This window comes from Methylocystis sp. (genome assembly GCF_050251305.1).
In the GTDB taxonomy this organism is placed as follows: domain Bacteria; phylum Pseudomonadota; class Alphaproteobacteria; order Rhizobiales; family Beijerinckiaceae; genus Methylocystis.
Map to the genome: position 1 here is coordinate 16268 of NZ_JBFWNB010000018.1, position 23325 is coordinate 39592.

Genomic DNA, 23325 nt, shown 5'->3' on the forward strand with positions numbered 1-23325 from the left:
GGAAGAGGAAAAGTCATGCTTTCCGACGCGGATCGAATTTTCACCAATCTCTATGGCCTGGGCGACAGATCGCTCGCCGGCGCGCGCAAGCGCGGCCAGTGGGACAACACCAAGGCGCTGCTGGACAGGGGGCGCGACGCGATCATCAACGAGATCAAGGCGTCGGGGCTGCGCGGGCGCGGCGGCGCGGGATTCTCGACCGGCCTGAAATGGTCCTTCATGCCGAAGGAGATCGATCCCAAGCGGCCGCATTATCTCGTCATCAACGCCGACGAATCCGAGCCCGGCACCTGCAAAGATCGCGAGATCATGCGCAACGATCCGCATACGCTGATCGAAGGCGCGCTCGTCGCGAGCTACGCCATGGGCGCGCACGCCTGTTACATTTACATTCGCGGCGAGTTTATCGCCGAGCGCGTCGCGCTCCAGAAGGCCGTTGACGAAGCCTATGACGCGCGGCTGATCGGCAAGGACAACGTCCACGGCTATCCGTTCGATCTCTACGTCCATCACGGCGCCGGCGCTTATATCTGCGGCGAAGAAACCGCGCTGTTGGAAAGTCTCGAAGGCAAGAAGGGCATGCCGCGGCTGAAGCCGCCATTCCCGGCCAATGTCGGCCTCTATGGATGTCCGACGACGGTCAACAACGTCGAGTCGATCGCCGTCGCGCCGACCATTCTGCGGCGCGGCGCCGCCTGGTTCGCGGGCATCGGACGGCCGAACAACACGGGCACGAAGCTCTTCTCGATTTCGGGCCACGTCGATCGCCCGTGCAATGTCGAAGAAGCGATGTCGATCACGTTCCGCGAATTGATCGAGACCCATTGCGGCGGCGTGCGCGGCGGCTGGGACAATCTGCTTGCGGTGATTCCCGGCGGCTCCTCGGTGCGCTGCGTGCCGGCGGATCAGATCATCGACTGTCCGATGGATTTCGACAGTCTCGTCAAGCTCGGCTCGGGCCTCGGCACGGCGGCGGTGATCGTCATGGACAAATCGACCGACATCATCCGCGCCATCGCGCGCCTCGCATATTTCTACAAGCACGAGAGCTGCGGCCAATGCACGCCCTGCCGCGAGGGCACCGGCTGGATGTGGCGCGTCGTGCAGCGCATGGTGGAAGGCCGCGCGCACAAGAAGGAGATCGACATGCTGTTCGACGTCTCCAAGCAGATCGAAGGCCATACGATCTGCGCGCTTGGCGACGCAGCGGCGTGGCCGATTCAGGGATTGATCACCCATTTCCGCGACGTGATCGAAAAACGCATCGATCAATATGCGGCCAATCCGCATCCCGATCCGATCCGCGTGGCGGCCGAGTAATGATCGAATTCGTCGAGACTCCGGAGAGATCGAAGTGACCAAGATTCTCGTCGATGGCGTCGAAGTGGACGTGCCGGGCGATTTCACGCTGCTGCAGGCGTGCGAGCAGGCCGGCGTCGAAGTCCCGCGCTTTTGCTATCACGAACGCCTGTCGATCGCCGGCAATTGCCGCATGTGCCTGGTCGAGGTGAAGGGCGGGCCGCCGAAGCCGCAGGCGTCCTGCGCCATGTCGGTGAAGGATTTGCGCCCCGGTCCAAACGGCGCGCCGCCGGAAGTTTTCACCAAATCGCCGATGGTCAAGAAGGCGCGCGAAGGGGTGATGGAGTTTCTGCTCATCAACCATCCGCTCGATTGCCCGATCTGCGATCAGGGCGGCGAATGCGATCTGCAGGATCAGGCGCTCGTCTTCGGCGTCGACAGTTCGCGCTTCCACGAGAACAAGCGCGCGGTCGAGGACAAATATATCGGCGTCCTGGTCAAGACCGAGATGAACCGCTGCATCCATTGCACGCGTTGCGTCCGCTTCACGGCGGAGGTCGCGGGCACGGGCGACATGGGCGCCATCGGCCGCGGCGAAGATATGGAGATCACCACCTATCTCGAGAGCGCCATGAGCTCCGAGCTGCAGGGCAATGTCGCGGACCTTTGTCCGGTCGGCGCGTTGCTGCCCAAGCCGCAAAGCTTCCGCGGCCGTCCCTGGGAGTATCAGAAGACCGAGACGATCGACGTCATGGACGCGCTGGGCGCCGCCATCCGCGTCGATTCGCGCGGACGCGAAGTCATGCGCATTCTGCCGCGGATCAACGACCTCGTGAATGAGGAGTGGATCTCCGACAAGACGCGCCAGATCGTCGACGGCCTCAAGACGCAGCGCCTCGATCGCCCCTACATCCGCGAGAACGGCCGTCTGCGGCCGGCCTCCTGGCAGGAGGCGCTCGCCGCCGTCGTCGCCAAAACCAAGGCGACCCCGGCGTCGCGGATCGGCGCGCTCGTCGGCGATCTCGCGGCGGTCGAAGAGACCTTCGCGCTGAAGCTGCTCATGGAGCGGCTGGGGACGCCGAACGTCGACTGCCGCCAGGACGGCGCCAAGCTCGATCCGAAATTCGGCCGCGCGTCCTATCTCTTCAATGCGACGGCGGCCGGAATCGATCAGGCCGGCGCGGCCATCATCATCGGCGCCAATCCGCGCAGGGAATCGCCCGTCCTCAACGCGCGGCTCCGGCGGCGCTGGCTTAAGGGCGACTTCAAGATTTCGCTGATCGGCGAACGCGCCGATCTCACCTATGGCTACGACTATCTCGGCGCCGGCCCCGAGTCGCTGTTGCAATTCATCCGGACCGCAACGCCCGTCGAGAAGCTGCTGGTCATCGTCGGACAGGGCGCTCTGGCGCGCGACGACGGCGAGGCGGTTCTCACCCTCGCCGCTCAGGCGGCGCAGAAGCTCGGCGGCGTCAGCGACGGCTGGAACGGCTTCTCGGTTCTGCATACGGCGGCCGCGCGCGTCGGCGCGCTCGACGTCGACTTCACGCCGGGCGCCGACGGAATGGACGCGCGGGCGATGACGAAGGCCGGCGCGCTCGATCTCCTCTTCAGCCTCGGCGCCGACGAGCTCGCGATCGAACCCGGCGCTTTCGTGGTCTACATCGGCACGCACGGCGACCGCGGCGCGCATCGCGCCGACGTGATCCTGCCCGGCGCGGCCTATACGGAAAAGTCCGGCCTCTACGCCAATACGGAAGGCCGCGTGCAGCGCGCGTTCCGCGTCGTGTTCCCGCCCGGAGAGGCGCGCGAAGACTGGGCGGTGCTGCGCGCGCTTTCGGGCGCGCTCGGCGATCCGCTGCCCTTCGACTCGCTTGCCGCGCTGCGTCGGCGGCTCCTCGAAGCCCATCCGCACTTTGCGGAGGTCGACGAGATTGCGCCGGGCGATCCCGCCAAGGTCGCAGCGCTCGCCGGTCATCCGGCCGTCGCGATGAAGGACCCCTTCGCGCCGGCGATACAGAACTTCTACTTCACAAATCCGATCGCCCGCGCGTCGGCGGTCATGGCGGAATGTTCGGCGCTGGCGCAAAGCCGGCTTGCGCAAGCGGCGGAATAGGAGCGTTGGACGTGAGCGACGGTTGGGCGAGCGCCATTTCAGATTTCTTCATCGCGAATCCGCTGCTTCTCGCGCTCGTCAAGAGCGTTTTGCTCGCGGTCGTGCTGCTCATCTATGTGGCCTATGTGATTCTCGCGGACCGCAAGATCTGGGCGGCGGTGCAGCTGCGTCGCGGGCCCAACGTCGTCGGGCCATGGGGGCTTCTGCAGAGTTTCGCGGACTTCATCAAATTCGCGCTCAAGGAGCCGGTGATCCCGGACGTCGCCAACAAGGGCATCTTCCTGTTTGCGCCGTTCATCATGGCGACGCTCTCGATCGCCGCCTGGGCGGTCATTCCCGTGGCGGACGGTTGGGCGGTCGGCGACATCAATGTCGGCATTCTCTATATTTTCGCGCTGTCCTCGCTCGGCGTGTATGGCGTGATCATGGGCGGCTGGGCGTCGAACTCGAAATATCCGTTCCTGTCGGCGCTGCGCTCGGCGGCGCAGATGGTGTCCTACGAAGTCTCGATCGGCTTCGTCATCATCACGGTGCTGCTCTGCGCCGGTTCGCTCAATCTGACGGACATCGTCAACGCGCAGGACACCGCCTATGGCATGGCCGGCTGGTACTGGCTGCGCCTCTTCCCGATGTTCATCATCTTCTTCGTTTCGGCGCTCGCCGAAACCAATCGTCCGCCCTTCGATCTCGTCGAGGCGGAGTCGGAACTCGTCGCCGGCTTCATGATCGAATATTCGGCGACGCCGTATGTGCTGTTCATGCTCGCCGAATATGTGGCGATCGTCACCATGTGCGCGCTGCTGACGATCCTGTTCTTCGGCGGCTGGCTGCCGCCGATCAGCATCGCGCCGTTCACCTACGTTCCGGGCGTCGTCTGGTTCGTGCTGAAGGTGAGCTTCTTCTTCTTCTTCTTCGCCATGGTGAAGGCGTTCGTGCCGCGCTATCGCTACGATCAGCTGATGCGTCTGGGCTGGAAAGTCTTCCTGCCGATCTCCCTCGCCATGGTCATCATCGTCGCCGCCGTCCTGCAGTTCTGGCCGGCGGGACCGGCAGGCAGTTGAGGCCGTCATGAAACTCGATCAAGCCGCCAAGTCGCTCTTCCTTTCGGAATTCGTCGGCGCGTTCCTGCTGTCGATGCGCTACTTCTTCAAGCCGAAGGCGACGCTCAACTATCCGCATGAGAAGAACCCGCAGTCGCCGCGCTATCGCGGCGAGCATGCGCTGCGCCGCTATCCCAACGGGCAAGAGCGCTGCATCGCCTGCAAGCTGTGCGAGGCGATCTGCCCGGCGCAGGCGATCACCATCGAAGCCGGGCCGCGGCGCAACGACGGCACCCGCCGCACGACGCGCTACGACATCGACATGGTGAAATGCATCTATTGCGGCTACTGTCAGGAAGCCTGCCCGGTCGACGCGATCGTCGAGGGGCCCAACTCGGAATTCTCGGTCGAGACCCGAGAGGAGCTCTACTACACGAAGGAGCGTCTGCTCGCGAACGGCGACCGCTGGGAGCGCGAGATCTCGCGCAACATCGCACTCGATTCGCCCTATCGCTGACGTGAGCCAATTGAGCCGCGACGGCGTCGCGCGCTCATGAGAAAAGGATGAGGACGTGGCGACCGTATTTTTCTATCTCTTCGCGACGATCATGATCGCCTCGGCGAGCGTGGTGATCCTGGCGCGCAATCCGGTGCACTCGGTGCTCTTCCTCATCCTCGCGTTCTGCAACGGCGCGGGCCTGTTCCTCCTTGCCGGCGCCGAATTCCTGGCGATGATCCTCATCGTCGTCTACGTCGGCGCGGTCGCGGTGCTGTTCCTGTTCGTCGTCATGATGCTCGACGTCGACTTCACCGAGCTGAAGCAGGGCTTCATCAAATATCTTCCGATCGGCGCGGCGGTCGGCGTCGTCGTGCTCGCCGAATTGGGCATGGTGGCGGTCGGCTGGAGTGTGGCGCCGACGGCGCGTGAGGCCGTCGCCAATCCGATCATTCCGCAAATGAGCAATACCGCGGCGCTCGGCCAGATCCTCTACACCAAATATGTGATCTTCTTTCAGGCCTCGGCCCTTGTGCTGCTCACCGCCATGATCGGCGCCATCGTGCTGACGCTCCATCACAAGCCCAACATCAAGCGGCAGAAGATCGAAGAGCAGAATGCGCGCACGCGCGAGAATGTGATCGAAATCAAGAAAGTTCCGTTCCGGACCGGCGTCTAAACGAGGGCATCCATGCTGACCATCGGCCTTACGCATTACCTCGTCGTCGCGGCGATCCTGTTCACGCTCGGCGTCGCCGGCATCATTCTCAACCGCAAGAACATCATCGTCATCCTCATGTCGATCGAGCTGATTCTTCTTTCGGTCAATCTGAACTTCGTGGCCTTCTCGCAGTCGCTCGCCGATCTCACCGGTCAGGTGTTTGCGCTCTTCGTGCTCACCGTGGCGGCGGCCGAGGCGGCGATCGGTCTCGCGATCCTCGTCGCCTTCTACCGCAACCGCGGCACGATCGCGGTCGAAGACATCAATACCTTGAAGGGCTGACCCCAGGATGATTTACGCCATCGTTTTTCTTCCGCTCGTCGGCTTCCTCGTCGCAGGCGCGTTCGGACGCTGGATCGGCGCGCGCGGCGCCGAGCTCCTCACGACGAGCCTGCTGATGGTCTGCGCCGTCCTGTCGTGGATCGTCTTCTTCCACGTGGCGCTCGGCGAGGCGCACGGCTACGCGCCGGTCATCGCCAACTGGATGACCGTCGGCGCGCTCAAGGTCGATTGGGCGCTGCGGGTCGACACGCTGACGGCGGTGATGCTCGTCGTCGTCAACACGGTGTCGAGCCTCGTGCATCTCTATTCGGTCGGCTACATGCACGAGGATCCGGATCGTCCGCGCTTCTTCGCCTATCTGTCGCTGTTCACCTTCGCGATGCTGATGCTGGTGACGGCCGACAATCTGGTGCAGATGTTCTTCGGCTGGGAAGGCGTCGGCCTCGCCTCTTATCTGCTCATCGGCTTCTGGTATCAGAAGCCTTCGGCCAACGCCGCCGCGATCAAGGCCTTCGTCGTCAACCGCGTCGGCGACTTCGGCTTCGCGCTCGGCATTTTCCTGGTCTTCCAGCTGACCAAGTCGCTCGGCTTTGAAGAGGTCTTCGCCGCCGTTCCGGGACTCGCCGGCAAGACGATCCACGTCTTCGGCATGGACGTCGACGCGCTGACCATGGCGGCCTTCCTGCTCTTCATCGGCGCGATGGGCAAATCCGCGCAGTTCTTCCTGCACACATGGTTGCCGGATGCGATGGAAGGCCCGACGCCGGTCTCGGCGCTCATTCATGCGGCGACGATGGTGACCGCCGGCGTGTTCATGGTGGCGCGGCTCTCGCCGATTTTCGAACATGCGCCCGACGCGCTTGCCTTCGTCACCATCATCGGCGCGGTGACCGCCTTTTTCGCCGCGACTGTCGGCCTCGTTCAAAACGACATCAAGCGCGTCATCGCCTATTCGACCTGTTCGCAGCTCGGCTACATGTTCGTCGCGGAAGGCGTCGGCGCATATTCGCTCGGCATCTTCCATCTCTTCACCCACGCCTTCTTCAAGGCGCTGCTGTTTCTGGGCGCAGGCTCGGTCATCCACGCGATGCACCATGAGCAGGACATGCGCAACATGGGCGGCCTGCGCAAGGACATTCCCTTCACCTTCGCGATGATGACCATCGGCACGCTGGCGCTGACGGGCTTCCCCTATACGGCCGGCTATTTCTCCAAGGACGCCATCATCGAGGCGGCCTTCGCCGCCGGCGAACATCGCACGACCGCGATGATCGGCTTTGTCTCGACGGTCGTCGCCGCCGGACTGACCTCCTATTATTCCTGGCGTCTCGTGTTCATGACGTTCTTCGGCCATCGCGCGGCGCATGCGGTCGCGGTCGATCATTCGGACGGCGCGACGGCGGCCGCGGACGATCATGGCCACGGACACGACGATCACGCGCATGACGATCATGGACATGACGATCACGGCCATCATACGCCGCATGAGTCGCCGCTGGTGATGCTGATCCCGCTGGCGGTGCTCGCCGTCGGCGCGCTTGGCGCGGGCTATGTCTTCGAGCCCTATTTCGCCGGCCACGACTATACGGAATTCTGGAAAGGCGCGCTGTTTAGCGGCGAGCACAATGAGATCCTGCACGAGATGCACGACATCCCCGCATGGGCCGCCTATTCGCCGACCGCGATGATGGTCATGGGCTTCCTGATCGCGCTCTATGTCTATGTGCTGAAGCCCGGAACCGCGCAGGCGCTGGCGAGGGTCTTCCCGCGTCTCTACAAGTTCCTGCTCAACAAATGGTATTTCGACGAGCTCTACGACTTCCTGTTCGTTCGGCCGGCTTTCGCCATCGGCCGGCTGTTCTGGAAGCGCGTCGACGGCGCGATCATCGACGGTCTGGGACCTGACGGCGTCGCGGCGCGGGTCGCCGACGGCGCGCGATTCGCCGTGCGATTGGAGACCGGCTACGTCTACCATTACGCCTTCGCCATGCTCATCGGCGTCGCGGCCGTCGCCACTTACTTCATCGCCGGAGGATTGCGCTGATGTTCGGTTTCGGCATTCTCTCCGGCGTCACCTTCCTACCGCTGGTCGGCGTCGCCTTCCTCCTCACCCAGAAGAGCGACGATGAAGCGAGCCTGGCGAATATCCGGTGGGCGACGCTCGCGACCACGCTCGCGACCTTCGCATTGTCGCTGGTCGTCTGGTCGACGTTCGATACGACGAGCGCGGCGTTCCAATTCGTCGAGGAGAAGAGCTGGTTCGGCTCGGGCCTCGTCTACAAGATGGGCGTCGACGGCTTCTCGATGCCGTTTGTTCTGCTGACGACCTTCCTGATGCCCTTCGCCATCCTCGCTTCGTGGGATTCGGTCCAGAAGCGCGTCAAGGAATATATGATCGCCTTCCTCGTGCTCGAGACGCTGATGGTCGGCGTCTTCTGCGCGCTGGACCTCGTGCTGTTCTATCTCTTCTTCGAGGGCGGCCTGATCCCGATGTTCCTCATCATCGGAATCTGGGGCGGCAAACGGCGCGTCTATGCGAGCTTCAAATTCTTTCTCTACACGCTCGTCGGCTCGCTCCTCATGCTGGTCGCGATCCTCGCGATGTATGACAAGGCCGGCACGACCGACATCACCGTCCTGTTGAAGACCGATTTCCCCAAAGAGATGCAGACCTGGCTCTGGCTCGCCTTCTTCGCATCCTTTGCGGTGAAGATGCCGATGTGGCCGGTGCATACCTGGCTGCCTGACGCCCACGTCGAGGCGCCGACGGCCGGCTCTGTCATTCTTGCGGCGATTCTTCTGAAGATGGGCGGCTACGGCTTCATCCGCTTCTCGCTGCCGATGTTTCCGGACGCGTCCACCAATTTCGCGCCGCTCATCTACGCGCTTTCGGTGATCGCGATCGTCTACACCTCGCTTGTCGCGCTGGTGCAGGAGGACATCAAGAAGCTCATCGCCTATTCGTCGGTCGCGCATATGGGCTATGTCACCATGGGCCTGTTCACGCTGAACGCCCAGGGCGTGCAGGGCGCGATCTTCCAGATGATCTCGCACGGCTTCGTCTCCGGCGCGCTGTTCCTGTGCGTCGGCGTGATCTACGACCGCATGCATACGCGCGAGATTGCCGCCTATGGCGGCCTCGTCAATCGCATGCCGATCTACGCCTTCGTCTTCATGCTCTTCACCATGGCGAATGTCGGCCTGCCTGGAACGACCGGCTTCATCGGCGAATTCCTGTCGCTGACCGGCGCATTCCAGGCCAACAGCTGGGTGGCGCTGATCGCGACCAGCGGCGTCATTTTCTCGGCCGCCTATGCGCTCTATCTCTACCGCCGCGTCATCTTCGGCGTCCTGGAGAAGGCGAGCCTCAAGACCATCACGGATCTGACGCCGCGTGAGATCGCCATCTTCACGCCGCTGGTGCTGCTGACGATCTACTACGGCGTGCAGCCGCAGCCGATCCTGAACGCAACGCAGGCTTCGGTCGACAATCTCATCCAGACTCATACGGCGCTCATCGACGCGATTAAGCTCGCGGCCGCCGGCCATTGACGGATCGCTGACGATGCCCTTCTTCGTTCAACTCGCGCACCATTTCCTCCCCGAGACCATTCTCGCGGTCGGCGTCATGGTTCTCATCCTGATAGGCGCCTGGCGCGGCGAGCGCGGCTTCGGTCTCGTCGACGAAATGGCCGTCGGCGTCCTGAGCCTCGCCCTGGTCACGATCGCGCTGTCGAGCACGCCCGACACCAGCGTCTTCGACGGCGCCTATGTCGACGATGGCTTTTCGCGCTTCATGAAGGCGCTGACGCTGATCGGCGCGATCGCCTCCATTCTGATGTCGGTCGATTGGCTGCAGCGCAACGGGCTCGAGAAATTCGAATATCCCGTGCTGATCATGCTCTCGACGCTCGGCATGCTGCTGCTGATCTCGGCCGACAATTTGATCGCGCTCTATCTCGGCCTCGAGCTGATGTCGCTAGCGCTCTATGTGATGGCCGCCTTTGCGCGCGACGACGGGCGGTCGTCGGAGGCCGGGCTGAAATATTTCGTCCTCGGCGCGCTCTCGTCCGGCATGATGCTCTACGGCGCGTCGCTGCTCTACGGCTTCGCCGGCACGGTGTCCTTCGCCGGCATCGCCGCCGCCGCTTCGAATTCGGCGCCGATCGGGATGATCTTCGGACTTGTCTTCGTCCTGGCCGCCCTCGCGTTCAAGATGTCGGCGGCGCCGTTCCATATGTGGACGCCCGACGTCTATCAGGGCGCGCCGACGCCGGTCACCGCCTTTTTCGCTTCGGCCGCCAAGATGGCGGCGGTGGCGATCACCGCGCGCATCGTCGTCACGGCCTTTCCGGGCGTGAAGGATCAGTGGCGCCAGATCATCATCTTCATCTCGATCGCGTCGATGCTGCTCGGCTCGTTCGCGGCGATCGGCCAGGAGAACATCAAGCGGCTGATGGCCTATTCCTCGATCGGCCATATGGGCTTCGCGCTGATCGGCCTCGCCGCCGCCGACGAGGCGGGCGTGCGCGGGGTGGCGATCTATCTCGCCATCTATCTCATCATGACTCTCGGGACCTTCGCCGCGGTTCTGGCGATGCGCGTCCAGGGCAAATTTGCCGAGAACATTTCCGATCTGGCCGGCCTGTCCCGCACCAATGGCTGGATGGCGTTCTTCCTGGCCATGCTGATGTTCTCGCTTGCCGGCGTTCCGCCGCTCGCGGGCTTTTTCGCCAAATATTACGTGCTGCTCGCGGCGGTCGACGCCGGCCTTTTCGGCCTTGCGGTGATCGGCGTTCTGTCGAGCGCGGTGGCCGCCTACTACTATTTGCGCGTCGTCAAGGTCATGTATTTCGACGACCCGGCGCCGGCTTTCGATCGCGCGCCCATGGCGGTCCGCGCGATTCTCGCCGCCTCCACACTGGCGCTGATGGGCTTTTGGGTCTATCCCACGCCGGTCATGGATGCGGCGGCGGCGGCGGCCAAATCGCTTTTCTAGGAAGGAAATTCGCGCGTGGAGTTGGGATCATCGGCGCGCGCCCATGGCGTGCGCCTCCTCGCGCTGGAAAGCGTCGATTCGACCAATGACGAAGCCCGCCGGCTGATCGAGGCGGGCGAGCGGGGACCGCTCTGGATCGTCGCCGCGCGGCAGACGCGGGGGCATGGGCGGCTCGGACGCGCGTGGATTTCGCCCGTCGGCAATCTTCACGCGAGCTTTGTTCTCAGCGATTTCGGCGAGAACGCCGTCGCGCCGCAGCTCGGCTTTGTCGCTGCGGTCGCGGCGCTGCGCGCCTTGCGCAATTCGGCGGGCGCAGCCGCCCGCTTCGCAGTGAAATGGCCGAACGATCTGCTGCTCGATGGAGCCAAGCTCGGCGGCATCCTGCTCGAGAACGTCAGCGTTCCGACCGGCGACGCCCGCGCGCCGCGCGCCTCGGTCGCAATCATCGGGATCGGCGTCAATTGCGCGGCGGCGCCTGGCGGTCTTCCGTTCGACGCCTGCGCGCTTGCGTCGATCGGACCGGACGCGCCCCTCGCGGCGACGCTCTTCACGCATCTCTCCGACGCGCTCGTCGAAACCCTTGAGCTTTGGCGTCGCGGCGAGGGCTTCGCCGCCATACGGGAGGCCTGGCTGGCCGACGCCGCCTATATCGGCGATCGGATCCGCGTCGAGCTGCCGCGCGAGACCGTCGAGGGACGCTTCGAGACGGTCGACGCGACCGGACGGCTCGTGCTGGCGACGCGCGACGGCGCGCGGGTGGTCGAGGCCGGCGACGTGTCGCTCGGCCCACGACAGACCACGGCGGGAGGCGTCGCATGACGACGCCCGACGCCGATCTCGTCTTCCTGCCGCTTGGCGGACTCGGGGAAATCGGCATGAACATGGCCCTTTACGGCTATGGGCCGTCGCAGAAGCGAAAATGGCTGATGGTCGATTGCGGCCTTGGCTTTCCCGGGCCGGAACTGCCCGGCGTCGACCTGGTCTTTCCCGATATCGCTTTCGTCGAGAAGATCGCGCGCGATCTCGTCGGCATCTGCATCACCCATGCGCATGAAGACCATATCGGCGCGCTCGCGACATTGTGGCCACGGCTCAAATGCAAGGTCTTTGCGACGCCCTTCGCCGCCGGCCTGCTCGAAGTGCGGCGGCTGAACGAGCCCGGCGCGCCGAAGATCGACATCGCCCTGACGCATGCCGGCGCAAAGCTCGACCTCGACCCGTTCCAGGTCGAATATGTCGCCGTCGCGCATTCGATTCCGGAAGCCAATGCGCTCGCCATCCGCACGCCGCTCGGCCTGCTGCTGCACACCGGCGACTGGAAGATCGATCCGGAGCCTGGCGTTGGAACCCGCATCGACGAAGCGCGGCTGCGCGCGCTTGGCGACGAGGGCGTCATGGCGCTGATCTGCGACTCGACGAACATCCTGCGCGAGGGCGACAGTTTCTCGGAATCCGATGTCGCGCGCACGTTGCGCACGCTGATCGACGAGGCGCCGGGCCGGGTGCTGGTGACGACCTTCGCCTCGAATGTGGCGCGGCTGCGCGGCATCGCCGAGGCCGCGCAAGCCTGCGGGCGCACCGTCGTCGTTGCGGGCAGGGCGATGGATCGCGCGATCCAGGTCGCGCGCGAGTGCGGCTATCTCGACGGATTGCCGGGATTTCACGCGCCGGAACTGCTGCCGACGCTGCCGCGCGACAAGACGGTGGTCATCGCGACGGGCAGCCAGGGCGAGACCCGCGCCGCGATGGCGCGCGCCGCCGCGAACGATCATCCGGCGATCAAGCTTGTCGCCGGCGATCGGGTGATCTTCTCGTCGCGCGTCATCCCCGGAAATGCGCGCGAGGTCTTTCGCGTCATCAACAATCTTTGCGACATCGGCGTCGAGGTCATCACTGACCACGATCACCTCGTGCATTGCTCAGGCCATCCGCGCCGCGGCGAGGTCGCCCAGATGTATGAATGGATTCGGCCGCAGATCGCCGTGCCGGCGCATGGCGAGGCGCATCATCTCACGGAACATGCGGCCTTCGCCAAGGCGCATGGCGCCTCGCTCGTCGTCTCGGCGCGCAATGGCGACATCGTGCGGCTGGCGCCCGGCGCGCCGGGCGTGATCGGCGAGGCGCCGCACGGACGTCTGATGAAGGACGGCGATGTCGTCATTGCTGAAGATGACAGCGCCGTGCGCGACCGCGCGCGGCTTTCGTTCGCCGGGGTCGTTTCTATCGCGCTCGCCGTCGACCGTAAAGGCGACCTGATCGGCGATCCGGACGTCGTCTTCGCCGGCGTGCCGAAACGCGGCAAATTCGGCGAGGACATGGGCGAAGTCATCGACGAGGCGCTTTTCGCCGCCTTCGACGGCCTGTCGCGCGGCCGGCGGCGCGACGCCAACGCCGTTTCAACGGCGATCGAGCGGGCGGTGCGGGGCGCCGTCTCGTCCGTGTGGGGCAAGAAGCCCACCGTGCATGTGATGGTGGTCGCGACCTAGACGACCATGCCTCCCCCTTGCGGGGAGGCGGCTCGCCGAAGGCGAGCGGGTGGGGATGCGCGCGCATCCTCCTTGCGTCGCTTCGCCGTCAATCGCTTCCGCGTTATGCTCGCCCAACGAGACGAATCGCGCATGGACGGCAGGCCGACCTATTACGAATTCTTCGCCGGCGGCGGCATGGCCCGCGCCGGGCTCGGCGAAGGCTGGCGCTGTTTCTTCGCCAATGATTTCGATCGCAAGAAGGCGGAGAGCTATCGCGCCAATTGGGGCGGCGACGAGCTTCATATCGGCGACGTGCGCGAGATATCCACAGCGCAATTGCCCGGCCGCGCCGATCTCGTCTGGGCGTCTTTCCCCTGTCAGGACCTGTCGCTCGCCGGCGCCGGCGCCGGATTGAAGGGCGAGCGGTCCGGGACCTTCTGGCCTTTCTGGGATTTGATGAAGGCATTGCGCCAAGAGGGGCGCGCGCCGTCGATGATCGTTCTCGAAAACGTCTGCGGCGCGCTCACCTCGCATGGCGGCAAAGATTTCATCGAAATTTGCGCGGCGCTGGCGAAGGAGCGTTACCGGTTTGGCGCGCTCGTCATCGACGCCGCGCTGTTCGTTCCGCAATCGCGTCCGCGACTGTTCATCGTCGCCGTGCGCGAGGATGTGGCGATCCCGATCTCGCTCGCCATCCGTCACGGCGCGGCGCAGGGCGACGAAACCGATTTTGGACTGCGTCAAGCGGCGCGCAGAAAAGTTTTCCATACCCGCGCGCTGATGGCGGCGCATGAGAAACTGCCGCGAAAGCTACGCGATAACTGGCTGTGGTGGGACCTGCCGGCGCCTCTCCAACGCAATGCGACGCTGCTCGATGTGATCGAAGAAGCGCCTTGCGACGTCGCCTGGCATAGCGCCGCCGAGACGCAAGCGCTCATCGCCATGATGAGCGACGTCAATCTGGCGAAGATCGCCGAGGCGAAACGCGCCGGCCAAAAAATGGCGGGCGCGCTCTACCGCCGCACCCGCTATCAGAACGGCGTCAAAATCCAGCGCGCCGAGGCGCGTTTCGACGACGTCGCCGGCTGCCTGCGCACGCCGGCCGGCGGCTCCAGCCGGCAGTATGCGCTGATCGTCGACAAGGGCCGGGTGCGTTCGCGGCTGATGTCGGCGCGCGAGACGGCGCGCCTGATGGGTCTGCCGGAAGATTACCTGCTCCCCGCGACCTATAGCGACGCCTATCATCTGACCGGCGACGGCGTCGTCGTTCCAGTCGTGCGGCACATTGCGGCGAGCCTGTTGGAGCCGGCGCTGAATGCATGCTCCGTGCAGGCGGCGGCTTGAACCCCCTCTCCCGCAAGCGAAGCGCAGCGGGGGAGGGCCGGGGAGGGGGCGTCAGGCTTGACCAAGACCGAAACGCGCGAGCAGCGCTCCGCCATCATGCGCGCGGTGAAGGGCCGCGACACCTCGCCCGAAATCGCCGTGCGGGCGATATTGCGTCCATTCGCGCCGGGCTATCGGCTGCATCGCAAGGACGTTCCGGGCAATCCGGACATCGCCTTCGTCGGCCGCAAGCGCGCGATCTTCGTTCACGGCTGCTTCTGGCACGGTCATGATTGTCCGCGCGGCGCGCGCACGCCCAAGGCCAACGCCGACTATTGGCGCGCGAAAATCGCGAAAAATGTCGCCCGCGACGCCGCGCATCGCGAAAAGCTCGCGGCGCTGGGCTGGCGCGCGCTCACGATCTGGGAATGCGAGCTGAAGGATTGCGCCGCGGTGGAAAAGCGTCTGCGCGAATTCCTGAACTAGAGCGCAATGTCAACCTGCGTCATGGCCGGGCTTGTCCCGGCCATCCACGGAAGCAGCGCGTATGTCAGGCGTGGACGGCTGGATCGCCCTCAGTCCTTGGCGCGCTCGACATAGCCGCCGTCCTCGGTCTGGATCACGACGCGGGTGCCGGTCTGGATGTGGGGCGGCACCATCGCGCGCGCGCCATTGGAAAGTTTCGCCGGCTTATAGGATGAGGACGCGGTCTGCCCCTTGAGCGCCGGCTCGGTCTCGACGACCTCGAGCGTCACGCGCGGCGGCAACTGGATTCCGACGGGGGCGCCGTTGAACATGGACAGGATGCAGACCATGCCTTCCTGCAGCCACTGCGCCTGATCTCCGATCGTGTCGGCGGAGACGGCGACCTGCTCGTAGCTCGCCTGATTCATGAAGTGGTAGCCGTCGTCGTCATTGTAGAGATAGCTGAAATCCTGATCTTCGACGAAGGCGCGCTCGACCTGTTCGGTCGTCTTGTAGCGGTCGGAGACTTTGACGCCGTCCGACAGGCGGCGCATGTCGATCTGCGTCGTCGGCGTGCCCTTGCCGGGGAAAAAACTTTCGGCGGTCAGGACGACGTAAAGCTGCCCGTCGTCTCTCTCAATGATATTGCCTTTGCGAATCGAACTGGCGATGACTTTCACGTCGGTATCCCTTATTGCCGGCTTGGATGATGAACGGCGGTAAGACCATATTTCGGGCGCGCCGGCAATCCGGGGCCGAGCCCCCGCGGGAGGCCTCATGACGCACGCGTCGCCTTGGTGGGCTCGGGATGTTTACGCCGACCGCAAGCCCTTTCTCAAGGCGCGCGCCGCGATCGTCGCGGCGGTCCGACGCCTCTTCGCCGCCGAGGGCTTCGTCGAGGTTGAAACGGCGGCGCTTCAGCTCTCGGGCGGCAATGAAACGCACCTCTCGGCCTTCGCGACGGAGCTGATCGGCCCGGGCGGCGAACACAGCCGGCTCTATCTCCATACGTCGCCGGAGTTTTCCTGCAAGAAGCTGCTGGCGGCGGGCGAGGAGCGGATTTTCACCCTTGCGCGGGCGTTCCGCAATCGCGAGCGCTCCGCCCTGCATCATCCTGAATTCACCATGCTGGAGTGGTACCGCGCCGAGGCGCCGACGCTGCGGTTGATGGAGGATTGCGCCGGGCTGCTGGCGAGCGCGGCGCGGGCGGCCGGCGCGGCCGATTTCGCATGGCGGGATCGCGTCTGCGATCCTTTCGGGGAGCCGGAGATCGTCAGCGTCTGCGACGCCTTCGCGACCCACGCCAGCATCGATCTCGAAACGCTGCTTGAGGACCGCGACGGGCTGGCCCGCGCCGCGGCGCGCGACGGCGTCAGGGTCGCCGAAGACGACGGCTGGTCGGATCTCTTCAGCAAGATCATGTCCGAAAAGATCGAGCCCATGCTTGGCTGCGAGCGGCCGACGATCCTGACCGACTATCCCTTAAGCGAGGCGGCGCTCGCCCGCGCCAACGCCGACGATCCGCGTTTCGCCGACCGTTTCGAACTCTATGTCTGCGGCGTCGAACTCGCCAATGGCTTTGCCGAACTGACGGATGCGGCGGAGCAGCGCCGCCGGTTCGAGGCGCAGATGCGGGAGAAGCGCCGCATCTATGGCGAGGCCTATCCGATCGACGAGGATTTTCTCGCCGCCCTGGCTGAGATGCCGCCGGCGTGCGGCGTCGCGCTCGGGTTCGATCGGCTGGTGATGCTCGCCGCCGGGGCCGAACGCATCGAGCAGGTGCTGTGGACCCCCGTGGCCGAGCGCGGAACGGCGCTCTAACTCTCATTCAAACAAACGACGCGACGCCAGCGCGCAAGTCATACACTGGCGGGGACGTCCATATTGGCGCCATTTGGCGGCGGCCGGCGGCGATACGCGCTCGCAAGCCGCGCATGATGTCATGGAGGGCGCAATGCGCCTCAATATATTGCTTACGTCTCTCATAGCGATCGCCATGACGATCGCGGCCGCCGCCTCGGCGCAGCAGAAGGAGCCGCCGGCCGCGCCTTCTGCGCCGGTGACGACCTTCGACGACAAGCTCGTGAAGATCGCTGAGCAGGCGCCCGGCTTCGGCGGCATGTACTTCGACGAAAAGGGCGCGCTGCAGGTCTATATGAAAAACGCCGCCGACCTGCGTGGGGCGGATGCGATGAAAACCGCGCGCGCGCAAGTCGCGTCGGCGATCGTCAGCGTGCTCGGCGCGGACTTCCTCGCTCCAAACGCCGCGCGTAAAGGCCGCGCCCAGCAGCCCAACATCATCAAGGGCGACTACGACGTCGTCGAACTCGCCAGATGGAAAAAGAGCCTCGGCCCAGCGCTCGATGGCCAGGAGATCGTCTTCGTCGATCTGGACGAGCGCCGCAATCGCGTGACCGTCGGCGTCGTCGGCGATCCGTCGCGCCAAAGATTTGAGGCGCTGGCGAAATCGCTCGGCGTCCCCTTCGACGCGCTGATCATCGAGGAGACGCAGCCGATCCGCTTTCACGCGTCGTTGCGCGACAAGAGCCGGCCGGTGCGCGCCGGCGTTCAGATCGAAATCGACACCGGCGTTTTCGCCTACAAGATCTGCACGCTCGGATTCAACGTCGTGCGCAATGACCGCGACGGCTTTATCACCAATTCGCACTGCACGAAGAACCGCGGCGTCAGCAATGACGACGATATCCATCAGCCGAACGATCCGTTGTTGTCGGGCAACAAGATCGGCGACGAGGATAGAGATCCGCCATATTTCACCGGCGGCGCGTGCCCCTCGGGACGGAAGTGCCGCTTCAGCGACAGCGCCTACGCCGACTACCGCATCGACCGCGGGCCCTTCGAAATCGCCCGCACGACCAACAATGTCGGCTCGCTGACGATCAATAATTTCCCCGGCGTCTTCAGGATCATGAGCGAGACGCCGGACTCTATCGTCGGCGCGAGGCTGAACAAGGTCGGCCGCACGACCGGCTGGGCCTTCGGCGACGTGCGCGCGACCTGCATCGACGTCAATGTCGCGGATACCGACATCAGGCTCCTGTGCCAGAGCCGCGTCGCCCGGGTGAGCGGGACCAACAAGCTGACCGATCATGGCGACAGCGGCTCGCCCGTGTTCTCCATCCTGCCCACGGCCAGCCAGGCGAGCCTGCACGGCATTCTCTGGGGCGGCCCGGACGACGGCAGCTCCTTTGTTTTCAGTCCGATGAGCCTCATCGAGCAGGAACTGGGGCCGCTGACCACCTTCACCGCACAGCAGCCGCCGCCTCCGCCTCAGCCCGAGCCGACGCCGCGCGAGCAGTGCCTGCGGGACTGCAACGCCGAACGGGACGCCTGTCTCGCCGACGGCGGCCTGGGGTCGCAATGCATCCCCGCCTGGCGCCGCTGCCGGGAGCAGTGCCCGGCCAGCTAGCCGCGGGCCGGGGGGCTGTCGCCCGGCGCACGGCCGCGCTCAGGCCGTGGCGGCGTCGCTTCCAAAATCCCCCGCCTTGAGGTATGAGACGCTGCATCGCAACAACAGGCAGCGTCTCTTGGTTCCGGCCGCCCATCGGCGGCCGCCGAGACGGCTGTTTTACCTGGTCGGCCTTAGAAACATGCAGCTGCGCAATATCGCCATCATCGCCCACGTCGACCATGGCAAGACCACGCTCGTCGACCGTCTGCTTCAGCAATCGGGCGCCTTTCGCGACAACCAGCGCGTCGCCGAACGCGTCATGGACTCGAACGATCTCGAAAAGGAGCGCGGCATCACCATCATGGCCAAGGCGACGTCGATCGCCTGGAAGGATGTGCGCATCAATATCGTCGACACGCCCGGCCACGCCGATTTCGGCGGCGAGGTGGAGCGGATTCTCTCCATGGTCGACGGGGCCATCGTCCTTGTCGACGCCGCCGAAGGCCCCATGCCGCAGACGAAATTCGTCGTCGGCAAGGCCTTGAAGATCGGCCTGAAGCCGATCGTCTGCGTCAACAAGGTGGATAAGCCCGACGCGCGGGTGAGCGAAGTCGTCAACGAAGTCTTCGACCTTTTCGCCGCGCTCGACGCCACCGACGAGCAGCTCGACTTTCCGATCATCTACGGGTCCGCCAAGCAGGGCTGGATGGCCGAGGAGCCGACCGGCCCGCAGGACGGCATGGCGCCGCTCTTCGATCTCGTGCTCAAACATGTGCCGGAGCCCACCGTCGAGGAGGGCGGCTTCCGTATGCTCGGCACGCTGCTCGAAGCCAATCCCTATCTCGGCCGCATCATCACCGGCCGCGTGTTCTCCGGCTCGGTGAAGCCGAACCAGCCGGTGAAGGTGCTCGACCGCACCGGCAAGATCGTCGAGCAGGGGCGCGTCTCGAAGATTCTCGCCTTCCGCGGCATCGAGCGCCAGCCGATCGAAGAGGCGGAAGCCGGCGACATCGTCGCCATCGCCGGCCTCGAGAAATTCAACGTCGCCGACACGCTCTGCGCGCTCGACGTGAACGAGCCGCTGCAGGCGCAGCCGATCGATCCGCCGACGCTCTCCATGACCTTCCTAGTCAACGACAGCCCGCTCGCCGGCACGGAAGGCGACAAGGTCACGAGCCGCATGATCCGCGCGCGTCTCCTCAAGGAGGCCGAAGGCAATGTCGCGCTGCGCGTCGAGGACGCGCCGATGGGCGACGCCTATATCGTCTCCGGCCGCGGCGAGTTGCAGCTCGGCATTCTGATCGAGACGATGCGCCGCGAAGGTTTTGAGCTGGGCGTGTCGCGTCCGAAGGTCGTCTACAAGAAGGACGCGAACGGCGACATTCTCGAGCCGATCGAAGAGGTCGTCATCGACGTCGACGAGGAGCACTCCGGCGTCGTCGTGCAGAAGATGAACGAGCGCAAGGCCGAGATGATCGAGATGAAGCCGTCGGGCGGCAATCGCCTGCGGCTCGTCTTCCATGCGCCGACGCGCGGCCTCATCGGTTATCAGGGCGAGCTTCTCACCGACACGCGCGGCACGGCGATCATGAACCGCCTGTTCCATGAATATGCGCCGTTCAAGGGCGAGATTCAGGGACGCCGCAACGGGGTGCTGATCTCGAACGATCAGGGCGAGGCCGTCGCCTACGCGATGTGGAAGCTGGAAGACCGCGGCCCGATGATGATCGAGCCGGGCTGGAAGGTTTATCGCGGCATGATCGTCGGCGAGCATACGCGCGACAATGATCTCGAGATCAATGTGCTCAAGGGCAAGCAGCTGACCAACATCCGCACGCAGTCGAAGGACGAGGCGGTGCGCCTGACGCCGCCGATCCAGATGACGCTGGAGAAGGCGCTCGCCTATATCGAGGACGACGAGCGCGTGGAAGTGACGCCGAAGTCGATCCGGCTGCGCAAGGTGTTTCTCGACCCGAACGATCGCAAGAAGGCGAAGGGCAAGGCCGCGCTGGTGGAGTGAGCGAGCCGCTGAAGAAGGCAAAACGCGGTGGAGATGATGCTTGCAACCATCGACGCGCTTTTTACGTTCGGATATTTCCTCGGTTGGTCACTCATCTGGTTTCTCAGTTTCGGTCGCTGCCGGCCGCAGCGTGTCTCGGAAGATCTGATGAAGCTCAAGCCGCTTAGCTGGTTCAGGTTCAAAGACGAAGACGGCGTTGTCGTTCTAAGCGAAGGGCTGACCGCGATGATCGGCGCCACGATCATCGTGCTGGCGTTTGCGGCTTGTTATGTCAGTCGGTTCGGCTTCAGTTGGGTGGGCTTCGGCTGAGGCCGTGAGCCATGTCCGACTGTTGTCGTCTTCTCGAGCGTCATGCCCGCGCTTGTCGCGGGCATCCACGCGCCGCCGCTGAGCGCGTGCTGGATGCGAGCCGTCAAAAAGCTTCAACCCGTTTTTACTGCAGCCCCACGGGGTCGACGACGCCGCGCGGGCAGCCGGGGTCCGTCGCCGGCGCTGCGGCGATGAGGTCGGCGAGCCTGCTGTCGGGCTTGACGTCGCCGACCAGTCCGATGGTCATCTCGACAATCAGATTGCGGCCGCCGTCTCTCTTGCAGGCGACGCGCACGCGATCGGCGGCGCCGTCGCCGAATGTCTCGTTGAACGCCGCCTTGAGCTGATCGCGGGTCACTTCATCGCCGATATGCATCGCGAAAAGCTCCCGAACCTTGGAGCCGTTCAGCTGCGACACCAGCGCGAGCGTCCGCGAGAAATAGGCGTCCGCCGCGCCGCCCGGAAAGCAGGTGCCGTGTTTGATCCACTCGTGCCGTTCGAGCAGCGACATCGTTCCCGGCATGACGTCCGACAGCGCATGCCTCGTCGCGTCGGAGAGTTCGGGCGCGGGCAGGCTGCTCCATCTGTTGTGCTTGTCGATCGCGATAATGTCCGCAGCGACGTTGCAGTACGATTGCTTCGGCCAAAGCCCGTGCAGCGTGAAATGCGTCGCGTCGAACCGGTCGGGCTTTTGCGTTTCGCATTCCTTCTTGTCGGGCTTGCCTTCGCAAAAAGCCGGCTGCCAGCTCACGGCAAGGATGTAGTCGGGCTTTTGCGCCGCTTGTCCGCCGCCGCTTCCGTCGCCTTGCGCGTCTGCGCCGCCATTCCCCTGCTGGCCGCCGCCCTCGGCGAGCATCGCTTCGCCGCATCCGACGGCGACCCATCTGCGCTTGGGATCGGCGCCCGGAACCTCAATGAGATAATGCGTCGCGTCCGGCTTGTTCTTGGCGCGCAGGTTAAAACGTTGATCCGGCGCGACGCTGACATCGCCCGGATTGGCGCCGGTTCGGATCGATTGGACCGCGGGACAGGATTGACGGGCGATGAAGGTCCCGGATGCGGGCGTCTCGGCCGTCGCGCCAACGGCGAGGAGCAGAACTGACGAACAGGACAGGGCGTAAAGAGCGAATCCGCGCAAGGCGATGACTCCAAAAAAATAAAAAACGCGCTGGAGGGTAGCGCCGGGCGACGCGCCTGAGCAAGCATCGCCGCATTTCAGCCGTCATGGCCGCGCTTGTCCCGGCCATCCATGTCGAGAGGCGGCGCCACGCTGCGAGATGCGCGCAGCGGCGCCGGTTTTTTCAGCGCTTCAAGCGCTCGCCAGCGCTTCCCGCAACGCCGCCAAATCCGCCGGCAGGTCGCTTTCGAACAGCATTTCTTCGCCGGTGATCGGATGTTCGAAGCCGAGCGTCGCGGCGTGCAGCGCTTGGCGGCCCAGCTGTTCGACGATCTCGCGCGCAGCGGGCTGCAGTTTCGCGACCTTGGTCTTGAAGCCGGCGCCATAGGTTTTGTCGCCGATCAGCGGATGGCCGATATGCGCCATATGCACGCGGATCTGATGCGTGCGGCCGGTCTCGAGCTGGCAGCGCAGCAGCGCCGCGACGCCATACTCCTCGGCCTTCTCCCAATGGGTGATCGCCTCGCGCCCGCGCGCTTCCGGCACCACCGCCATTTTCTCGCGCTGCGTCGAGTGGCGGCCGAGCGGCGCGTCGACCGTCCCATGCGCGCGGTCCGGAACGCCCCAGACGAAGGCGAGATATTCGCGCGTCAACGGCAGCGTGCGGCCGTGATCGGCGAACAGCCGCGAGAGCCCATGATGCGCGGCGTCGGTCTTGGCGACGACCAGAAGGCCGCTGGTGTCCTTGTCAATGCGATGCACGATGCCCGGCTTCTTGACGCCGCCGACGCCGGAAAGGCTCTCGCCGCAATGCGCAATCAGCGCATTGACCAGCGTGCCGCTCTCATGCGCGCTCGCCGGATGCACGACGAGGCCGGCGGGCTTGTCGATCACCAGAAGATGCGCGTCCTCATAGACGATGTTGAGCGCGATATCCTCAGCCTTAGGTTCGGCCGGCGCGGGCGGGGGAATGTCGAGCGCGACCGCATCGCCCGCCGCGAGCTTCTTCGCCGGATCGCGCGCGGTCTCGCCGCCGATCGCCGCGCGGCCGTCCTCGATCAGCCCTTTGATGCGGCTGCGCGAGACATGCGCGGCGACGATCTCCGGCTGTTCGGCGAGGAAGCGGTCGAGACGGCCGCCGGCGTGTTGCGGCGCAACGATAAATTCGAAACGCTCGGCGGGTGCGTCATTTTGAGGCGGAGCCATGGCGGTCATTGCGCTTTTTTTCCGCGCGCCGGCGCGCGCATGATATGAGGGC

At 64.8% G+C, this 23325-nt stretch carries 20 protein-coding genes; 17 read left to right on the forward strand and 3 right to left on the reverse strand.

Features of this window, described 5'->3' with window-relative positions; translation table 11 throughout:
• Nucleotides 1–15 precede the first annotated feature (15 nt).
• From nuoF to AB7F41_RS08305, 13 genes are all read left to right on the forward strand, one after another.
• Nucleotides 16–1320 (forward strand): NADH-quinone oxidoreductase subunit NuoF, encoded by a 1305-nt coding sequence (nuoF, locus tag AB7F41_RS08245; protein ID WP_428380652.1) that lies wholly within the window; start codon nt 16–18, stop codon nt 1318–1320.
• Between the two features lie 34 nt (nt 1321–1354).
• Nucleotides 1355–3415 carry an NADH-quinone oxidoreductase subunit NuoG gene (gene nuoG, locus AB7F41_RS08250; protein ID WP_428380654.1) on the forward strand — a complete coding sequence of 687 codons (2061 nt, stop codon included), beginning with the start codon at nt 1355–1357 and terminating at the stop codon, nt 3413–3415.
• A 35-nt stretch (nt 3416–3450) separates the two neighbouring features.
• Nucleotides 3451–4476, forward strand: coding sequence for an NADH-quinone oxidoreductase subunit NuoH (nuoH, locus tag AB7F41_RS08255; protein ID WP_428380802.1), 1026 nt, complete (start codon nt 3451–3453; stop codon nt 4474–4476).
• Nucleotides 4477–4483: 7 nt separating this feature from the next.
• Complete coding sequence (gene nuoI / locus AB7F41_RS08260) at nt 4484–4972, forward strand: NADH-quinone oxidoreductase subunit NuoI (protein WP_428380656.1); 489 nt, start codon at nt 4484–4486, stop codon at nt 4970–4972.
• 55 nt (nt 4973–5027) lie between these two features.
• Nucleotides 5028–5630: an NADH-quinone oxidoreductase subunit J gene (locus AB7F41_RS08265; RefSeq protein ID WP_428380658.1), complete on the forward strand. Its 603-nt coding sequence runs from the start codon at nt 5028–5030 to the stop codon at nt 5628–5630.
• Between the two features lie 15 nt (nt 5631–5645).
• Nucleotides 5646–5954 (forward strand): NADH-quinone oxidoreductase subunit NuoK, encoded by a 309-nt coding sequence (nuoK, locus tag AB7F41_RS08270; protein WP_428380804.1) that lies wholly within the window; start codon nt 5646–5648, stop codon nt 5952–5954.
• Nucleotides 5955–5961: 7 nt separating this feature from the next.
• Nucleotides 5962–7998, forward strand: coding sequence for an NADH-quinone oxidoreductase subunit L (gene nuoL / locus AB7F41_RS08275; protein WP_428380659.1), 2037 nt, complete (start codon nt 5962–5964; stop codon nt 7996–7998).
• The gene (locus tag AB7F41_RS08280) at nt 7998–9506 is read left to right on the forward strand and encodes an NADH-quinone oxidoreductase subunit M (protein WP_428380661.1); all 1509 of its coding nucleotides are present in this window, start codon (nt 7998–8000) and stop codon (nt 9504–9506) included. Before nuoL ends, AB7F41_RS08280 begins: the two co-directional genes overlap by 1 nt.
• A gap of 13 nt (nt 9507–9519) precedes the next feature.
• Nucleotides 9520–10953: an NADH-quinone oxidoreductase subunit NuoN gene (gene nuoN, locus AB7F41_RS08285; RefSeq protein ID WP_428380663.1), complete on the forward strand. Its 1434-nt coding sequence runs from the start codon at nt 9520–9522 to the stop codon at nt 10951–10953.
• Between the two features lie 15 nt (nt 10954–10968).
• Nucleotides 10969–11772, forward strand: coding sequence for a biotin--[acetyl-CoA-carboxylase] ligase (locus AB7F41_RS08290; protein ID WP_428380665.1), 804 nt, complete (start codon nt 10969–10971; stop codon nt 11770–11772).
• Nucleotides 11769–13439, forward strand: a complete 1671-nt coding sequence (locus tag AB7F41_RS08295; protein ID WP_428380667.1) for a ribonuclease J — start codon at nt 11769–11771, stop codon at nt 13437–13439. Before AB7F41_RS08290 ends, AB7F41_RS08295 begins: the two co-directional genes overlap by 4 nt.
• A 132-nt stretch (nt 13440–13571) precedes the next feature.
• A complete protein-coding gene (locus AB7F41_RS08300) occupies nt 13572–14765 on the forward strand; it encodes a DNA cytosine methyltransferase (RefSeq protein ID WP_428380669.1) in 1194 nt (397 codons plus the stop codon).
• 57 nt (nt 14766–14822) lie between these two features.
• Entirely contained in the window at nt 14823–15230 is a 408-nt protein-coding gene (locus tag AB7F41_RS08305) for a very short patch repair endonuclease (RefSeq protein ID WP_428380671.1), read from the forward strand.
• A gap of 89 nt (nt 15231–15319) precedes the next feature.
• On the opposite strand, the gene efp is transcribed toward AB7F41_RS08305, so the two are convergent.
• The gene (gene efp, locus AB7F41_RS08310; RefSeq protein ID WP_428380673.1) at nt 15320–15889 is read right to left on the reverse strand and encodes an elongation factor P; all 570 of its coding nucleotides are present in this window, start codon (nt 15887–15889) and stop codon (nt 15320–15322) included.
• A gap of 97 nt (nt 15890–15986) precedes the next feature.
• On the opposite strand from efp, the gene epmA reads away from it, so the two are divergent.
• The 4 genes from epmA to AB7F41_RS08330 all read left to right on the forward strand — a co-directional run bounded on the left by epmA (nt 15987) and on the right by AB7F41_RS08330 (nt 20950).
• On the forward strand, nt 15987–17030 hold the full coding sequence (gene epmA / locus AB7F41_RS08315; RefSeq protein ID WP_428380675.1) for an EF-P lysine aminoacylase EpmA: 1044 nt from the start codon (nt 15987–15989) through the stop codon (nt 17028–17030).
• Nucleotides 17031–17163: 133 nt separating this feature from the next.
• Nucleotides 17164–18639: a hypothetical protein gene (locus AB7F41_RS08320; protein WP_428380677.1), complete on the forward strand. Its 1476-nt coding sequence runs from the start codon at nt 17164–17166 to the stop codon at nt 18637–18639.
• Nucleotides 18640–18820: 181 nt separating this feature from the next.
• Nucleotides 18821–20641: a translational GTPase TypA gene (typA, locus tag AB7F41_RS08325; protein ID WP_428380806.1), complete on the forward strand. Its 1821-nt coding sequence runs from the start codon at nt 18821–18823 to the stop codon at nt 20639–20641.
• A 27-nt stretch (nt 20642–20668) separates the two neighbouring features.
• On the forward strand, nt 20669–20950 hold the full coding sequence (locus AB7F41_RS08330; protein WP_428406503.1) for a hypothetical protein: 282 nt from the start codon (nt 20669–20671) through the stop codon (nt 20948–20950).
• A gap of 124 nt (nt 20951–21074) precedes the next feature.
• On the opposite strand, the gene AB7F41_RS08335 is transcribed toward AB7F41_RS08330, so the two are convergent.
• Both AB7F41_RS08335 and AB7F41_RS08340 read right to left on the reverse strand, forming a co-directional pair.
• Nucleotides 21075–22088, reverse strand: a complete 1014-nt coding sequence (locus tag AB7F41_RS08335) for a ribonuclease T2 family protein (RefSeq protein ID WP_428380681.1) — start codon at nt 22086–22088, stop codon at nt 21075–21077.
• Between the two features lie 171 nt (nt 22089–22259).
• Entirely contained in the window at nt 22260–23282 is a 1023-nt protein-coding gene (locus AB7F41_RS08340; RefSeq protein ID WP_428380682.1) for an RluA family pseudouridine synthase, read from the reverse strand.
• Between the last annotated feature and the right edge of the window lie 43 nt (nt 23283–23325).

What these genes read in the sequence shown, in the direction of transcription:
- nuoF (WP_428380652.1), top strand. Translation starts at nt 16, where the DNA reads ATGCTTTCCGACGCGGATCGAATTTTCACCAATCTCTATGGCCTGGGC.
- nuoI (WP_428380656.1), top strand. Translation starts at nt 4,484, where the DNA reads ATGAAACTCGATCAAGCCGCCAAGTCGCTCTTCCTTTCGGAATTCGTC.
- nuoL (WP_428380659.1), top strand. Translation starts at nt 5,962, where the DNA reads ATGATTTACGCCATCGTTTTTCTTCCGCTCGTCGGCTTCCTCGTCGCA.
- AB7F41_RS08280 (WP_428380661.1), top strand. Translation starts at nt 7,998, where the DNA reads ATGTTCGGTTTCGGCATTCTCTCCGGCGTCACCTTCCTACCGCTGGTC.
- nuoN (WP_428380663.1), top strand. Translation starts at nt 9,520, where the DNA reads ATGCCCTTCTTCGTTCAACTCGCGCACCATTTCCTCCCCGAGACCATT.
- AB7F41_RS08295 (WP_428380667.1), top strand. Translation starts at nt 11,769, where the DNA reads ATGACGACGCCCGACGCCGATCTCGTCTTCCTGCCGCTTGGCGGACTC.
- AB7F41_RS08300 (WP_428380669.1), top strand. Translation starts at nt 13,572, where the DNA reads ATGGACGGCAGGCCGACCTATTACGAATTCTTCGCCGGCGGCGGCATG.
- epmA (WP_428380675.1), top strand. Translation starts at nt 15,987, where the DNA reads ATGACGCACGCGTCGCCTTGGTGGGCTCGGGATGTTTACGCCGACCGC.
- AB7F41_RS08320 (WP_428380677.1), top strand. Translation starts at nt 17,164, where the DNA reads ATGCGCCTCAATATATTGCTTACGTCTCTCATAGCGATCGCCATGACG.
- typA (WP_428380806.1), top strand. Translation starts at nt 18,821, where the DNA reads ATGCAGCTGCGCAATATCGCCATCATCGCCCACGTCGACCATGGCAAG.
- AB7F41_RS08340 (WP_428380682.1), bottom strand. Translation starts at nt 23,282, where the DNA reads ATGACCGCCATGGCTCCGCCTCAAAATGACGCACCCGCCGAGCGTTTC.